The 14,547-nt window shown below is 68.4% G+C and carries 16 protein-coding genes; 12 read left to right on the top strand and 4 right to left on the bottom strand.

The genetic code is table 11. The features are described 5' to 3' along the window. The first annotated feature begins 39 nt into the window (after positions 1-39). The 5 genes from AC50X9_RS01660 (at position 40) to AC50X9_RS01680 (ending at position 4,179) form a co-directional block, all read left to right on the top strand. The gene (locus AC50X9_RS01660; RefSeq protein WP_494889452.1) at positions 40-249 is read left to right on the top strand and encodes a hypothetical protein; all 210 of its coding nucleotides are present in this window, start codon (positions 40-42) and stop codon (positions 247-249) included. A 78-nt stretch (positions 250-327) separates the two neighbouring features. After that, positions 328-1,128 (top strand): alpha/beta fold hydrolase, encoded by an 801-nt coding sequence (locus AC50X9_RS01665; RefSeq protein ID WP_494889454.1) that lies wholly within the window; start codon positions 328-330, stop codon positions 1,126-1,128. Continuing rightward, on the top strand, positions 1,125-1,856 hold the full coding sequence (locus tag AC50X9_RS01670; RefSeq protein ID WP_494889456.1) for an esterase/lipase family protein: 732 nt from the start codon (positions 1,125-1,127) through the stop codon (positions 1,854-1,856). Before AC50X9_RS01665 ends, AC50X9_RS01670 begins: the two co-directional genes overlap by 4 nt. 552 nt (positions 1,857-2,408) lie before the next feature. After that, on the top strand, positions 2,409-3,761 hold the full coding sequence (locus AC50X9_RS01675) for a phosphoribosyltransferase family protein (protein WP_494889458.1): 1,353 nt from the start codon (positions 2,409-2,411) through the stop codon (positions 3,759-3,761). Between the two features lie 4 nt (positions 3,762-3,765). Continuing rightward, positions 3,766-4,179 carry a DUF302 domain-containing protein gene (locus AC50X9_RS01680; RefSeq protein WP_494889460.1) on the top strand — a complete coding sequence of 138 codons (414 nt, stop codon included), beginning with the start codon at positions 3,766-3,768 and terminating at the stop codon, positions 4,177-4,179. A 4-nt stretch (positions 4,180-4,183) separates the two neighbouring features. Here AC50X9_RS01680 and AC50X9_RS01685 read toward each other — a convergent pair whose 3' ends face one another. From AC50X9_RS01685 to AC50X9_RS01695, 3 genes are all read right to left on the bottom strand, one after another. Further along, entirely contained in the window at positions 4,184-4,921 is a 738-nt protein-coding gene (locus AC50X9_RS01685) for a hypothetical protein (RefSeq protein WP_494889462.1), read from the bottom strand. Positions 4,922-5,010: 89 nt separating this feature from the next. Next, positions 5,011-5,682 (bottom strand): SRPBCC family protein, encoded by a 672-nt coding sequence (locus tag AC50X9_RS01690; RefSeq protein ID WP_494889464.1) that lies wholly within the window; start codon positions 5,680-5,682, stop codon positions 5,011-5,013. 49 nt (positions 5,683-5,731) lie between these two features. Beyond that, positions 5,732-6,196 carry a universal stress protein gene (locus tag AC50X9_RS01695; protein ID WP_494889466.1) on the bottom strand — a complete coding sequence of 155 codons (465 nt, stop codon included), beginning with the start codon at positions 6,194-6,196 and terminating at the stop codon, positions 5,732-5,734. Positions 6,197-6,335: 139 nt separating this feature from the next. Between AC50X9_RS01695 and AC50X9_RS01700 the strand changes: the two genes are divergently transcribed. Then, complete coding sequence (locus tag AC50X9_RS01700) at positions 6,336-7,208, top strand: NAD-dependent epimerase/dehydratase family protein (RefSeq protein WP_494889468.1); 873 nt, start codon at positions 6,336-6,338, stop codon at positions 7,206-7,208. 121 nt (positions 7,209-7,329) lie between these two features. Here the strand turns inward: AC50X9_RS01700 and AC50X9_RS01705 are convergent, their stop codons facing one another. Further along, a complete protein-coding gene (locus AC50X9_RS01705; protein ID WP_494889470.1) occupies positions 7,330-8,085 on the bottom strand; it encodes a FadR/GntR family transcriptional regulator in 756 nt (251 codons plus the stop codon). Between the two features lie 140 nt (positions 8,086-8,225). Between AC50X9_RS01705 and AC50X9_RS01710 the strand changes: the two genes are divergently transcribed. From AC50X9_RS01710 to AC50X9_RS01735, 6 genes are all read left to right on the top strand, one after another. After that, positions 8,226-9,521 (top strand): ABC transporter substrate-binding protein, encoded by a 1,296-nt coding sequence (locus AC50X9_RS01710; RefSeq protein WP_494889472.1) that lies wholly within the window; start codon positions 8,226-8,228, stop codon positions 9,519-9,521. Between the two features lie 128 nt (positions 9,522-9,649). Further along, entirely contained in the window at positions 9,650-10,603 is a 954-nt protein-coding gene (locus tag AC50X9_RS01715) for a carbohydrate ABC transporter permease (RefSeq protein WP_494889474.1), read from the top strand. Then, positions 10,600-11,493 (top strand): carbohydrate ABC transporter permease, encoded by an 894-nt coding sequence (locus tag AC50X9_RS01720; RefSeq protein WP_494889476.1) that lies wholly within the window; start codon positions 10,600-10,602, stop codon positions 11,491-11,493. The genes AC50X9_RS01715 and AC50X9_RS01720 overlap by 4 nt, the downstream gene beginning before the upstream one ends. Positions 11,494-11,499: 6 nt before the next feature. Further along, on the top strand, positions 11,500-12,648 hold the full coding sequence (gene dgoD, locus AC50X9_RS01725; protein WP_494889478.1) for a galactonate dehydratase: 1,149 nt from the start codon (positions 11,500-11,502) through the stop codon (positions 12,646-12,648). Between the two features lie 5 nt (positions 12,649-12,653). Further along, a complete protein-coding gene (locus AC50X9_RS01730; protein WP_494889480.1) occupies positions 12,654-13,385 on the top strand; it encodes a bifunctional 4-hydroxy-2-oxoglutarate aldolase/2-dehydro-3-deoxy-phosphogluconate aldolase in 732 nt (243 codons plus the stop codon). Continuing rightward, complete coding sequence (locus AC50X9_RS01735; RefSeq protein ID WP_494889482.1) at positions 13,382-14,380, top strand: sugar kinase; 999 nt, start codon at positions 13,382-13,384, stop codon at positions 14,378-14,380. Before AC50X9_RS01730 ends, AC50X9_RS01735 begins: the two co-directional genes overlap by 4 nt. Positions 14,381-14,547: the final 167 nt, after the last annotated feature.

A 14,547-nucleotide genomic window follows, 5' to 3' on the forward strand; every position in this document is an offset into this window, starting at 1 on the left:
CATTATCGAGTCCACCCTCCCGGTCCAGAGAGGCGTGCCATGACCGAGAAGCTGCACCTCACGCCGGACGATGAGTTCCCGGAGGACCTCAGTGCCGTGGGGGACAAGGAGTTGCAGGTTCTGGACAGCCAGGTCCAGCGGCAACTGGACTATGAATATGTGGCCGACGGCGAACCCAATCCGGAGACCGAGTTCAGGCACTTCGACCTTGACGAGGAATTCAGCGAGCGGGACAAACGCGATAGCTGACCGGCGGGATTCCGTCAGTATGCTTACTGTACGCTGACCACGGCGTTACAAGGAAGCACTGAACAGAAAAGAGCCATCATGGGCAGGCCCGAACGCTTCGAGATTGAGGCCGCAGGCCAGCTAGGCCATGTGTTCGTTTCCAGGGGACCGGCCGGCCACGCAACGGCGCGCCCCGCCGTCGTACTGATCCACGGTATCGGCGTATCGCACCGCTATCTCAGCAGACTTCACGGGCTGCTGGCGGAATCCGTTGATACGTACTCGATCGACCTGCCAGGCTTCGGCGCCACGCCCCGCCCGGAGAATACCCTCCCCGTCGCGGACCACGCCAGCTACCTCCTTGGTGCGCTGGAGCAGTTGGGCGTCCTGGAATTCGTACTCGTCGGGCACTCGATGGGGAGCCAGTTCGCGATCGAAGCCGCGCTGCAGCAGCCGAACCGGATATCCCGGCTGGTCCTGATGGGGCCGGTGGTCGACCCCCGGCGCCGCACCGTGGCGCAGCAGGCCCTGGCGCTCGGCCGGGACAGCGTGTTGTTCGAGAGCCCCTCCTCGAATGCCCTGGTCTTCACGGACTATTTGCGCTGCGGCCCGACCTGGTACCTGAAAACGCTGCGCGTCATGATGGACTACCCCACCGAAGTGCGGATCACCGGAGTCACGGCGCCGGTTCTCGTCCTGCGCGGGGCCAACGACCCAGTAGCCTCCGCTGACTGGTGCCGCCGGTTGGCCGCACAAGCGGCGGACGGGCAGCTGCTCGAAGTCGAAGGGACCGGGCACGTGGTGCAGCACAACCGCTCCGACGAAGTGGCCGGAGCCATCCTGGACTTCGCCGCCATCCGCCCGGCGGCCAGCGAGACTCCCCAGGAGCGCCCGGCATGAGCGGCGTCCTGCAGTCCGCCGGCTGGTGGGTTCAGGATTACCTCTACGCCGCGGGCCGGCAGCTCCTCAGCGCCGTCTCCCGGACCAGCCCGGACGATTTCCTCGGCGGCACCGGCCGGCCCGTCGTCGTGATTCCGGGAGTCTACGAGGATTGGCGCTTTATGCTCCCGCTGGTCCGGCGGCTTCATGCGGCAGGCCATCCGGTGCACGTGCTCTCCCTGCTGGGGCGGAACCGGCTCGCTGTCCCCAAGGCTGCGGATCTGATTGCCGCCTACATCCGGGAGCAGGACCTTTCGGACACGGTGATCGTCGCCCACAGCAAGGGCGGGCTGATCGGCAAATTCGTGATGATGCAACTGGACCGGGAACGCCGGATCGCGGGCATGGTGGCGGTCTGCTCGCCGTTCTCCGGCTCGCGCTACGCCTCGTTTATGCTGCTGCCGAGCCTGCGCGCGTTTTCGCCCCGGAGCTCCGTGACCATGCAGCTCTCCCGGGAGGAGCGTGTCAACGAGCGCATCACCTCGGTCTACGGGATCTTCGACCCGCATATCCCCGAGGGCAGCGTGCTGCCGGGCGCCCGGAACGTCCAGCTGGACACCGCCGGCCACTTCCGGATCCTGGCCCACGAGGACACGATTTGTACCATCCTGGCGGAAACCGCCGGGATGCCGGCCGCGACCACACCAGCCGCGACTCCGGCCCCGTCTCCTGCCGGTCCGCCGGCCTAGATCGTAACTCGACGATCGAACGGATCGTGCATGCCAGAGCTTCAGGTCCAGAGGGGAATTCCGCGCCGGCTGGTTCATCGCCGACCGTCGCTGGGCCTGGCCGGGGCCTCCCTGGGCGTCGTGGCAGCCGGCGCCTAGCTCCCGCTCTCTCCGCTGGCCGGTGTGCTGGGCTTCGCTCCGCTACCCGTCCCGTTCTTCCTCGCCCTGCTGGGGACGGCTGGGTGTACCTGGTGCTGGTCGAACTGGCGAAGCCCTGGCTCTACGCGCGGGCCGCCCAGCAGCCGGTCCTCCTGCGGCCCCGCGGGATCCCGCGCCGCGGCAGGACCCACCACATCGCACGCCGGGCCGCCAGGTTCAGCACCGCTAAGGCCGGTCACCCGCTTCATCACCGGCCGGCGCGGAAGCGTCGGCCAAACCGGGCATAAAGGCCCTCACCTCCGGAGGGTTCCGGGCAGATAGTGGGAAGGAACGGTCAGCTGGTCATTTTTCCCAGCCTGCGGAGGGCACGCCTGGATGAGGCCGCGGCCGAGATCTCGATGGAAAGCCGTACCGATGAGCATTTTCAAGGACAGGGTCGACGCCGGCCGGCAACTCGGAAGGCGGCTCGCGGAACTGCGGGGCCAGGACATCGTGGTCCTGGGCCTGCCCCGAGGCGGCGTCCCGGTCGCCTTCGAAGTTGCAGCCGCCCTCGACGCGCCGCTGGACGTGATCGTGGTGCGGAAGCTGGGCCTCCCGTACCAGCCGGAGCTGGCGATGGGAGCGATCGGCGAGGGCGGGGCCCGGGTGCTGGAGGAACACGTGCTGGCCCATGCCCGGGTCAGCGACGCAGAATTGCAGGCCGTTGAAAACCACGAACGCGCCGTGCTGGAGAACCGGGTGGCCCGGTTCCGGAAGGGCAGGTTGCGCCAGGACCTGACGGGACGGATCGCTGTGGTCGTCGACGACGGCATCGCCACCGGCTCCACCGCCCGGGTCGCCTGCCGGATAGCCCGGAAGCTCGGCGCCGCGCGGGTCATCCTGGCGGTCCCGGTCGCCCCCGCCGACACCCTCGGCAACCTGACCGAACCCGACGAGGTCGTCTGCCTAGCCACCCCGCACCACTTCTCCGCGGTCGGCTACCACTACCGCGATTTCTCCCCCACGGACGACGAGGAGGTGGTGCAACTGCTCGACGCCGCGGCGAAGCGGCTGCTGCACTCGACGCCGGAGTCCCGGAATCCGGGCTCGTCCGGGACGCAGGATGCCGCGGACTTCGATGGTGAAGTCGAGATCCCGTCCCGCGCGGTCCGCCTCCAGGGCCAGCTGCACCTGCCGGTCCCTGCCCGGGGCGTGGTGCTGTTCGCCCACGGCAGCGGCAGCAGCAGGCACAGCCCGCGGAACCGGTATGTGGCCGGTGTGCTGCAGCAGGCCGGACTCGGCACCCTGTTGCTGGACCTGCTGACCCCGGCGGAAGAGCGCAACCGCGCCAACGTCTTCGATATCGAACTCCTCGCCCGCCGGCTCTCCTCGGCCACTGACTGGCTCACCGCACGGCCGGACACGGAATCCTGCACGGTTGGCTATTTCGGAGCCAGCACGGGCGCCGGGGCGGCGCTCCGGGCGGCCTCCGAACCGACAGCGAGGATCGACGCCGTCGTCTCCCGCGGCGGCCGCCCCGATCTGGCCGGACCCCGGCTGTCCGCCGTCCGGGCGCCGACGCTGCTCATCGTGGGCAGCTACGACACTGAGGTGCTCGAGCTCAACCGCAGGGCGAAGTCCATGATGCGCTGCCCCAACCAGCTGGCCGTGGTCCAGGGCGCCACCCACCTCTTCGAAGAACCCGGTACGCTGGCGGCGGCAGCCATCCTTGCCAGGGACTGGTTCGTCGACTACCTACTGCCCGCCAGGACCACTTCCCAGGAGTAACCGCATGAGCTACACCTACACCGCCGTCGTTCCGCTGAGCTGGGACGATGCCGTCGAAAAGACGCGTACAGCGCTCGCCGCCCAGGGGTTCGGGATCCTCTCGGAAATCGATGTGCGTGCCACCTTCGCCGCCAAACTCGGCGAGGACGCCGCGGAAGCCCTGGGGGACTACGTCATCCTCGGTGCCTGCAATCCGATGCTCGCCAGCCGGGCGCTCGCCGCAGAGCCGGAAATGGGGGCGCTCTTGCCCTGCAACGTCGTGGTGCGCCGCGAAACCGGGGCGACCGCGACGACAGTCAACGCCATCGATCCGCAAACCATGGTGCAGCTCAGCAGCGCCCCCGCCGTCCGCGAGGTGGCGGAGGACGCCGGCACGCGCCTGCGCGCGGCGATGGCCGAACTGGCAGCCGACGCCTGATCCCTCAGACCCCGCGCACGTTATGGTGCCCGCCGGCCCGGTGGCGGTAGGCGTACACCAGCAGCGCCACGCCGGCGAGCACCAGAAGGAGCGGGACCAGGAACTCACTCGCGGTGACCAGCACCGTGGACTGCACGGCGAAGATCAGCCCCAGCACGGCCAGGACTGCTGCCGGGATTAGCGGCCACTTCATCCTTGAGGGTTGCGAAGACGCCGGGTACGCAGTCTCCGGGTGAAAAGCCCCGGGCCGCGGGCCGGGGCCGGCGTGGACAGGAACCAGGGACAGCGCCGCGAAGGTGGCGGCAAGCCCCAGGAACAGGACTGCGGCGAGCGGCATGCCTTCCCAGGTCTGCGGAAGGGCAACGACGAGGGCGAGCGTCAGCATCACCCCGCAGGGGATCAGCGCCCACCAGTTGGAGCGTTCGCGCAGGTAAACGGCACCGAAGCCTGCGCCCATGAACAGGAACAGGAATGCGGCGGCCCAGTCCTCCGCCGAGCGCGGCCAGAGCAGCGTGCTCAGGACTACCGCCGCCAGGCCCAGGAACACCGAGCCGGGGATGGCAGCCCACCAGTTGTCCCGGCTGCGGCTGAACAGCGTCAGGAAAACGGTCCCGACTGCTCCGAACAGCAGCGGCCACACGAGGGCTGCGCTGTCGAGGATCCCGAGCAGATCCAGCAGCAACAAGACGCCGGCCGCCATCAATGCGATGCCGGCGATGATGCTTGTTCTGGCCGAGTTCACCGTTTGCCTCCCGGGTCGGCGGGGCGGCCGGGCACCGCCCCTGAATCTTCAGGTTATTCCTGTGGGCTTGGCCGGCGTAGGGCCCAAGGTCACGGGGCGCCGCGGTGCTCGGCCCGGAACTTAATGCCCAGCAGCATGCGCCGTTCCATGATGAATTGCAGCGGTTCCAGCACGGGGCGGAGGATCAGCCCCACTGCCAGCGGGGAATAGTCGTACCTCGTGCGGGACAGCAGCCGCGTGGTGCGCCCGTTGACGGGCTGCAGCACAAAGGCCCAGCCGAGCTCCAGCCGCGGTCCCGCGGGGCCCCCGCCGGACGCGGTGATCCTCCCGGTCCGCGGATCCATGCTCCCGCCCAGAGCCAGCACGGATCCCGTTTCCAGGCGCCGGACCGGGATCCCGACGTCGGGGCCCAGCGGGATGACATCGCCGACGTCGAGCTGCTGGTATTCCGGAAGGATCCGGTCCGTGCTGTGTATGCCGAGCCCAGCGGCGTTCTCCAGCAGGTCATAGCTGTACATTCCGCCGCGTCCGGCGCCCAGCTGGACGAGCCAGGGCCAGACGTCCGCGGCCGGCGCGTTGATGGTGACGGCGCGGGTGCTCTGCATCCGCGGGGTCCGGACGAGTTCGTCGCCGGGAAGCGGGCCGGCGGCTTCCTGGGCGGTCGCACCCCAGTGCAGCAGCCGGGGCCGGGCGGCAAGAACGTAACCGGCGGCGGCCACCGCCGCTGCGACAGCAGCCAGCGGACCGCGGAGCCGGCTCATGCGTTGCGTCCAGTCTGTTGTGGATGTTGCGCTACCGGAACGCCGCCGTTCATCCCCTCGCCGGGGCCTGTCCCGTGTCGTCTCCAACCACCAGTACCGGGCAGTGGGCGTGTGCCGCACAGGCACTGCTGACCGATCCCATGATCTGCGCGAGGAACCCGCCGCGGCCGCGCCTGCCGACCACCAAAAGCTGGGCGTCCCGGCTCTCCTCCACGAGGACCTTGGCCGGGGGGCCGAACTTCACCGTCCGGGTCAGGCCCTCCGGGACGTCACCGCCAAAGGCACGTTCCAGGGATTCGCTGACGAGCCGCTTGGCCGTCTCCTCCAGCTGGGTTGTGGTGGGGGAGCGCTCTTCGGGCAGGTGCGAGGCCAGGAAAAGATCCGAGGTGCCGAGGCAGGTCACCACCTCCAGCGGCGCCCCCAGACTCTTGGCCATCCGCCCGGCGAGCCGAAGCGCCGTCGTCGAAAAATCCGAACCGTCCACGCCCACGACTATCCGCTGATCAGCGTTCATGGCCCCCAGACTGCCCGGTCCGCCCGGCACTGCCTAGGGCCGAAAGTCACCCGGGGCCCGCGCCGGGCGGCCCCGGGGATGTGCACGGTCCCCGGCTCGATCTAGGGTGGAACAAATCCCCACGACCCGAGGAGACCCGATGAGAGTTGCTGTTACTGGAGGAAGCGGGAAGCTTGGCCGGAGTGTCGTCCGGCGGCTGGGTGCTGACGGCCACGAGGTCACCAACCTGGACCGCACCGGAACTCGCGGACCCGGATACGCCGAGGTGCAGCTCAGCAGCTACGGCCAGGTGGTGGATGTGCTGCTGGGCCTGGAGGACCGGCACGAAGGATTTGACGCGGTGGTTCACCTGGCCGCCATCCCGGCCCCCGGGCTCGCCCCGGACGCCGCGACCTTTGAGAACAACATGCTGGCCACCTACAACGTGTTCCAGGCCGCCCGCCGGGCCGGGATCAAGAAGATTGTCTACGCCTCCAGTGAGACGGTGCTGGGTCTGCCGTTCGACGTCGACCCGCCCTACCTTCCGGTCGACGAGGAATACCCGGCCCGGCCGGAAAGCACCTACTCGCTGGTGAAACACCTCGAGGAGCAGATGGCGGTCCAGCTCACCCGCTGGGATCCCGAGTTGAGCATCACCGGACTGCGCTTTTCCAACGTGATGGACCCGGAGGACTACGAGGAGTTCCCCGGCTTCGACGCCGACGCGAAACTGCGCAAGTGGAACCTCTGGGGCTACATCGACGGCCGGGACGGTGCGCAGGCCGTGGCCCGCGCCCTCGAGCACGGCACCCCGGGGTTCGAGGCGTTCATCATCGCCAACGCCGACACCGTGATGGGCCGCAGCAGCACCAGCCTCGCCGCGGAGGTGTTCCCGAACGTGCCGGTGGTCAGGGAGCTCGGCGAGCACGAAACCCTGCTCTCCATCGACAAGGCCAAACGCCTGCTCGGCTACGCACCCGAGCACAGCTGGCGGAACTACCACCCGCTGCGCACCACCCCCACCGAGGACTGACCAAACCAGCAACGCGGGGTCACTTAGCGCCGATTCCGGCACCCCGGATGGGCGCTAAGTGACCCCGCGTTGATGGGATTGGTTGGGGGATTGGGGGATTGGGGGATTTGGGCGGGTTGGATTAGGGGGTGGCGGCGGGCTCGGGGACGGCCGGCTGGCGGCGGCTGGACCAGATGCTGCCCATCTCCTCGGAGGACTGCTCCACGATCCGGCTCATCGCGGCATGCGCTGCGCTCGCCTCGCCGCGCTGGATGGCGCTGGCGACATCCACGTGCAGCTGCAGCGCCTCGTGGTGCGGCAGGTGCGGCATCAGGCCGTGCTCGGTCCGCCCGGTCAGGACCTCGGTGACCAGGTTGTGCAGCTGGGAAAACATGGGGTTGCCGGAGGCCTTGAGCACTGCGGCGTGGAATTCGATGTCCAGCCGGAGGAACTCGTCGTTGTCTCCGCGCTGGCCCGCGGCCCAGAGCCGGGCAGCCTGCGAGACCAGATCGCTGCCGGCATCCCAGGAGGCCCGCTCGGCGGCCAACCGGGCGGCCTGCGGCTCGATCGCGCCGCGGAGTTCGTTCAGCGCCTTCAGTTGTTCCAGCCGCCTGGAGGAGGCCAGCCGCCAGCGGATCACCTGCGGGTCGTAGGCGTTCCAGCTGTCTTCGGGCTGCACCACCGTGCCCAGCCGCCGTCGTGATTCCAGCATGCCCTTGGAGGAGAGTACCCGGGTGGCCTCGCGGACCACCGAGCGGGATACCTTGTGCTGCGCCTCAAGCTCGTCCAGGCGCAGAATGGAGTGCGGAGCGAGGGTCCCTTCGGCAATAGCGAGTCCCAGCTTGTGGACCAGCAGGGAATGCAGGTCAGCTGAGGACTCCGCCTTTGGGGTTGTCATAAATAAATCATACTGGTTGCCCGCAAGGGGTTGTTTAAGTCTGCCTTATTTATCTAAGATCGCTTCCAGAGCAGATGTAAAGATGCCTCTGCAGCCGGCTGGACGATGACATCCAGCCCTAACGAACTAAGGGAGTCGTAATGAAGCGACGTTCGATCATGCAGTACGCGGCGGTCGCCGCGGCACTGTCGCTGGGGCTCACGGCCTGCAGCGGCGGCAGCGGCAGCAGCGATGCGAAGGCCGCCGGCACCGTCCGGGTCACGCTGGCCAACCACGTCTGGACTGAAGGCATCAAGGCAGCCATTCCGGAATTCGAGAAGTCCAGCGGCCTCAAGGTCGAGCTGACCCAGCTTGGCGAAGACCAGCTCTCGGACCAGTACAACGTCAAGCTCAACGCCGGCAGCGACGAGATCGACGTCATGATGTACCGCCCGCTGCAGGAGGGCAAGGCGTTCGCCAAGAACGGCTACCTCGCCGACCTGACATCCAAGGTGTCCTGGGACGCCAACTGGGACTGGAAGGACTACCAGGAGGGCCCGGTCAAGGCCACCACGGCGGACGGCAAGGTGGTCGGCGTCCCGATCATCACCGAACGCGAAGTGCTCTACTACCGCAAGGACCTGCTGCAGGCCGCCGGCCTTGAGGTTCCCAAGACCATGGAAGAGCTCGAGGCTGCCGCCAAGGCCATCAAGGCTTCCTCGCCGGACATCGCGGGCTTCGTGGCCCGTACCGGCAAGTCCGCAGCCGTCACCCAGTTCTCCAGCTTCCTGTACAGCTTCGGCGGCGACTTCACCGACTCCAGCGGCAAGTCCGCCGTCAACTCCGACGCCGCCAAGCAGGCCTACGCGTACTACGGCGGCCTGATCCGCAACTACGGTCCGGCCAACGTCAGCACCGACATGAGCTGGCCCGAGGCGATGGCAATCTTCACTCAGGGCAAGGCCGCCTTCTACACCGAGGCCGACTCGCTCTACAAGAACGCCACCGACCCGGCCAAGTCCAAGGTCGCGGACACAGTCGGCTTCGCCGCGCTGCCGGCCGGCCCCGCAGGGTCCAAGCCGTACAACATCCCGTCGTGGGGCCTTGCCGTGAACCAGGCTTCGGGCAACCAGGACAACGCCTGGAAGTTCATCCAGTGGGCCACCAGCAAGGAACGCACGCTGGAAGCCCAGAAGGCCGGCGTCCCCGGACCCCGCACCTCCGTCTGGTCCGATCCCGCCGGCACCTCCACGTACCCGAAGGACCTGGCCGAGGCCATCGCCGCCAGCGCCAAGAACGGCGTCGGCCACGACCGTCCCGAGGTTGTCACCGTGGGCAAGGCCCGCGAAATCGTGGGCGGCCCGATCGTAGCCACCATCACCGGCGCGGACGCGTCCGCCGCTGCTGACACGGCCCACGAGGACTTCCAGAAGTTCCTGGACACCGAAAAGAAATAACGCCCTCCGCGCTTCGCGCCCCTCGCGCGCAGCGCGCCGGAGTGCACACCAGCCCGGCGGGACGGCAGCCCTGCTGCCGTCCCGCCGCGGCCCGCTCGTCACTTCACCCCCGACTCCTTAGGTGAACCATGTCTGTACTGAACCCTTCCCGCAGCGCACCTGCCCGCAGCGCCGGCCGCCCTCCCGGCGCGCGTGAGAACTTCTCCGCCTGGGCCAACCGGCACCGGAAGTGGCTGTTCGCGGCCCCGGCGATGATCTTCGTCGGCGTCCTGATTATCTTCCCGCTGGCCTGGACTCTGTACCTGAGCCTCACCGACTCGCAGGGGTCAGTCCGTGCCGCCTCCGAGTTCATCGGCCTGGAAAACTACCTCACGGTCCTGTCCGACATGGACCGCTTCTGGCCCGCCGTCGGCCGCACGCTGACCTTCACCGGCGTCGCGCTGGTCTGCGAAGTCGTGCTCGGCATGTGCATCGCGCTGCTGCTGTGGCGGCCCTTCAAGGGCGAAAAGTGGGTTCGGGTGGCCATCCTGCTGCCGCTGGTCGCGACCCCCGTGGCCGTCGGCATGATGTGGCGGCTGATCTTCGACCCCAATATCGGCTTCGCCAACCAGCTGCTCGGCATGGTGGGGATCCCGCCGCAGCCGTGGCTGTCCGGGCAGGACACCGCCCTTGGCACCACGATTTTCATGGACGTGTGGCAGTGGACCCCGATGGTGGTCCTCATCCTGCTCGCCGGCCTGACCTCCCTCTCCGAGGAACCCGATGAGGCGGCCCGCATGGATGGCGCCAGCTCCTTCCAGCGCTTCTTCTACATCACCCTCCCGCTGATGATGCCGACCGTGATCGTGGCCATCCTGCTCCGGGGCATCGACGCGCTGAAGACCTTTGACATCCTCTACGCCACCAAGGGCAAGGGCGGCGGTTCCTTCCACGAGGTCGAGACCCTCAACGTCTACGCCTACGGATTGAGCTTTGATTACAACCAGTACGGGCTGTCCTCCGCGGTGCTGATCCTGTTCTTTATGATCATCGTCGGCTCGATGTGGCTGCTGACCATGCGCAAGAAAGCGGTAAACAAATGACCGTCCTTAACGAAAACATCGCATCCCAGGCCGGCGCAGCGGCACGGACCCCCGTGGCCCGACGCCGCCGGAAGCCGCTGGCCACCCGCGCGTACAAGGTCTTCCGCGTCGTTGCCCTGATCGCCGTCGTGCTGTTCCTGATCGCTCCGCTGTTCTGGATGCTCCTGGCCTCCTTCAAGACCAACGTGGACATCTACGACACCGGCAAGGCGCTGCTCTTCAGCCCCACCACCGAGAACTACGCCAACGTGCTGCAGCGCAACAACTACTTCATCTTCATCTTCAACAGCTTCTGGGTGGCCTTCGTCTCCACGGTGCTTTCCCTGGTCCTGGGCGTCCCGGCGGCCTACGCGATGAGCCGCTTCACGATGCACCGCTCTGCCCTGGTGGTCCTGATGGCCCGCGTCATCCCCGGCGTCTCCCTGCTGGTGCCGTGGTACTACGTGTTCTCCAACCTGCGCATGGTCGGCGGCTTCGAAGTGCTGATCCTCAGCCACATGTTCGTGGCGCTGCCGCTGATCGTCTACATCATGATGAGCTACTTCGATTCGATGCCGCTCGAGCTCGAGGAATCGGCGCAGGTCGACGGGCTCACCCCGATCGGAGCCTTCCGCCGCATCACGCTCCCGCTCTCCGTCGCCGGAATCGCCACCGCCGGCATCCTGTCCTTCATCTTCTCGTGGAACAACTTCATGTTCGCCCTGGTGCTCTCCGGCTCCAAGACGAAGACCCTGCCGGTCGCGATCTTCGACTTCGTCTCGTACGCCAGCATCGACTGGGGCGGACTGATGGCGGCCGCCACCGTGGTCACCATCCCGATCATGATCATTGCCCTCTTCACGCAGAAGTACATCGTTTCCGGCATGACCGCCGGCGCGACCAAGGGCTAGGCCACGATGACACTCATCAGCAGAATTGAAACCTTCCTGGTCGCCCCGCGCTGGCTCTTCGTCCGGATCGAGACCGACAGCGGGATCGTCGGCTGGGGCGAGGCCACCTGCGAGGGCCGCAGCGAAACGGTCCGCACCGCCGTCCAGCAGCTCTCCGAGGTGCTGATCGGCCGCGACGCGCTCCGGATCGAGGACCACTGGCAGGTGATGACCAAGGGTTCCTTCTACCGCGGCGGACCCATCCTGGCCAGCGCCGTGTCCGGGCTGGACCAGGCCCTGTGGGACATCGCGGGCAAGCACCTCAACACCCCGGTGCACCAGCTTCTGGGCGGACACGTCCGGGACCGGATCCGGATGTACGGCTGGGTGGGCGGGGACGAGCCCAACGAGGTGGCCGACCAGATCAGCGCCCAGCTGGAGGTCGGGCTCACCGCCGTGAAGATGAACGCCAGCGGCCGGATGAGCCCCATCGCCACCGTGGCGGAGCTCGACGGCGTCGTCCGCCGCGTCGCCGCCGCCCGCGAGGTCCTCGGGGACCACCGCGACGTCGCGGTCGACTTCCACGGCCGCTTCAGCCTCGCCAACGCCCGGCGGGTGGCGCCGCTGCTGGAACCCTACCGGCCCTTCTTCCTCGAAGAACCCCTGGTCCCGGAAAACACCCACCTGCTGCGCGAATTCACGTCTTCCACCACGACGCCGGTGTCCACCGGTGAGCGGCTGTACAGCCGGCAGGAATTTCTGCCCGCTCTGCAGGCCGGCATCGCCGTGGCCCAGCCGGACCTCTCCCATGCCGGCGGGATTACCGAGGTCCGCAAGATCGCCTCGCTCGCGGAAATCTACGAGGTGCAGCTGGCCCCGCACTGCCCGCTGGGACCCCTGGCCCTGGCCGCCTGCCTGCAGGTGGGCTTCGCGACGCCCAACTTCCTGATCCAGGAGCAAAGCATCGGGATCCACTACAACCAGGGCGCCGAAGTCCTGGATTACGTGGTGGACAAATCCCCGCTCAAGTTCGTGGACGGCCACATCGAACGCCTGACCGGCCCGGGTCTCGGCATTGAAATCGACGAGGCCGTGGTCCGCGCCGCGGACAAGCGCGGCCACGCCTGGCGCGGACCTGTCTGGCGGCACAACGACGGATCCTACGCAGAATGGTGACTGAGATGACGGACGGCACGAACCAGGCATTGACCCCCGAGGTCCTGACCCCCGATACCCTGACCCCGGAGACCCTGACCCCGGAGACCCTGCTGGCCGGAATCCGGGCGACCCGGTTGGTCGCCATTGTGCGCGGCGCGGACGGCCGGGCCGCCGCGCAGGCCGCCCTCGCGGTGATGGCCGAGGGCTTCCGGTACGTTGAAATCGCGCTGACCACGCCGGATGCCCTCGCGGCGATCCGGCAGGTCCGCGCCGCGGCCCCGGCCGGCTGTTTCGTCGGGGCCGGCACCGTGCTGACCTCGCAGGACGTGGACGACGTCGCCGCGGCCGGCGGACAGTTTATGGTCACCCCGGCGCTCGCCGAGTCCATCGACGCCTCCGCCGCGCGCGGCATCCCGGTCCTGGCCGGGGCACTCACGCCCTCCGAGGCCTACGAGGCGATGACCCGCGGCGCCACCGCAGTCAAGCTCTTCCCCGCGTCCATCGGCGGGCCGCGTTACCTCAAGGCCCTGCTGGACCCGTTCCCCGGGATCCCTTTCATTCCCGTCGGCGGCGTCGGGCTCGACGAGGCGGCCGGCTACTGGCAGGCGGGCGCCGTCGCCGTCGGCCTGGGCAGCCCGCTCCTCGGGAACGCCGCATCGGGCGGCGACCTGGCCCCGGTCCGTGACCGCGCCCGACGTTTTGTGGCGCTCGCAGCCGAATTTGACCGCCCGACCGCCGCGGAGAGCCTGCGGTGACTCCCGACGCCGGGACTCCCGACCTCGGGATCCCTGACCTCGTGACCCTCGGCGAATCCATGGTCTCGCTGCGCTCCGCCGGGCCGCTGACCGCCGGCGGTTCGCTGGGGATGCACGTGGCCGGGGCGGAGTCGAACGTGGCCGTCGGTGTCGCGCGGCTCGGCCACCGGGTGGGCTGGGCCGGCGTCTTGGGCGCCGACCCGCACGGTGAGTTCATCCTGCGCCAGCTCCGGGGCGAGGGCATCGCGGTCCGGCACCGGGTGGACGGCAGCCGCAGCACCGGCGTCATGTTCCTCGAGCAGCGCACCGCCGACGTCACCCGCGCCTTCTACTACCGCGCAGGTTCCGCCGGCTCCACGCTGGAGCGTGACGACGTCGACCGGGCCCTGCACAACGGCGCCCGAGTCCTGCACCTCACCGGGATCACCGCCGCCCTCAGCCCGGAGGCACGGAGGGCCGTGGAATATGCGGCCGCCCGGGCCGCCGGCGAAGGCCTGGAAGTCTCCCTCGACGTCAACTACCGCAGCAAGCTCTGGTCCCGCGACGAGGCGCGGGCAGTCCTCACCCCGCTGGCCCGGCACGCCACCATCCTGATCGCCTCCGACGACGAACTCGGTCTGGTCGCCGCAGGGCCAGGGCACCCCGGCCGCGCCGACGACGCCGAAACGGCCCTCGCCGCCGAACTTCTGGACCGCGGGGTCCGGGAGGTCGTGGTCAAGCGGGGCGCGGCCGGCGCCGGCGTCCACACCGCGGCACGCCGCTGGGAAACGCCCGCCGTGCCGGTCACCAGCATCGACACCGTGGGCGCCGGCGATGCGTTCACCGCCGGCTACCTCTCCGCCCTGCTCGACGGCGAAGACGTTGGCGGCCGGCTGCAGCGCGGCGCCCTCGCCGGGGCCTTCGCCGTCAGCACTGCCGGTGACTGGGAGGGCCTGCCCCGCCGGGACGAGCTGATGCTGCTGGGTGCCACTCCCAGCGGAACCACCCAGCGCTAGACCCCCCGGCTCCATCACCCATGAGCCCTCCACTGCAGACCGACACCGAAAGCCTGGATCAACTGTGAAAATCATTGCCGCGGAAGTTTTTGTGACCAGTCCGTCCCGTAACTTCGTGACGCTCCGGATTACCACCGATGACGGTGTGACCGGGATCGGGGATGCGA

This window comes from Pseudarthrobacter sp. HLT1-3 (assembly GCF_059383535.1).

Excerpts from the sequence above, each read along its gene's own strand:
- AC50X9_RS01660 (WP_494889452.1), top strand. The coding sequence starts at position 40 with ATGACCGAGAAGCTGCACCTCACGCCGGACGATGAGTTCCCGGAGGAC.
- AC50X9_RS01665 (WP_494889454.1), top strand. The coding sequence starts at position 328 with ATGGGCAGGCCCGAACGCTTCGAGATTGAGGCCGCAGGCCAGCTAGGC.
- AC50X9_RS01670 (WP_494889456.1), top strand. The coding sequence starts at position 1,125 with ATGAGCGGCGTCCTGCAGTCCGCCGGCTGGTGGGTTCAGGATTACCTC.
- AC50X9_RS01675 (WP_494889458.1), top strand. The coding sequence starts at position 2,409 with ATGAGCATTTTCAAGGACAGGGTCGACGCCGGCCGGCAACTCGGAAGG.
- AC50X9_RS01680 (WP_494889460.1), top strand. The coding sequence starts at position 3,766 with ATGAGCTACACCTACACCGCCGTCGTTCCGCTGAGCTGGGACGATGCC.
- AC50X9_RS01690 (WP_494889464.1), bottom strand. The coding sequence starts at position 5,682 with ATGAGCCGGCTCCGCGGTCCGCTGGCTGCTGTCGCAGCGGCGGTGGCC.
- AC50X9_RS01695 (WP_494889466.1), bottom strand. The coding sequence starts at position 6,196 with ATGAACGCTGATCAGCGGATAGTCGTGGGCGTGGACGGTTCGGATTTT.
- AC50X9_RS01700 (WP_494889468.1), top strand. The coding sequence starts at position 6,336 with ATGAGAGTTGCTGTTACTGGAGGAAGCGGGAAGCTTGGCCGGAGTGTC.
- AC50X9_RS01705 (WP_494889470.1), bottom strand. The coding sequence starts at position 8,085 with ATGACAACCCCAAAGGCGGAGTCCTCAGCTGACCTGCATTCCCTGCTG.
- AC50X9_RS01710 (WP_494889472.1), top strand. The coding sequence starts at position 8,226 with ATGAAGCGACGTTCGATCATGCAGTACGCGGCGGTCGCCGCGGCACTG.
- AC50X9_RS01715 (WP_494889474.1), top strand. The coding sequence starts at position 9,650 with ATGTCTGTACTGAACCCTTCCCGCAGCGCACCTGCCCGCAGCGCCGGC.
- AC50X9_RS01720 (WP_494889476.1), top strand. The coding sequence starts at position 10,600 with ATGACCGTCCTTAACGAAAACATCGCATCCCAGGCCGGCGCAGCGGCA.
- dgoD (WP_494889478.1), top strand. The coding sequence starts at position 11,500 with ATGACACTCATCAGCAGAATTGAAACCTTCCTGGTCGCCCCGCGCTGG.
- AC50X9_RS01730 (WP_494889480.1), top strand. The coding sequence starts at position 12,654 with ATGACGGACGGCACGAACCAGGCATTGACCCCCGAGGTCCTGACCCCC.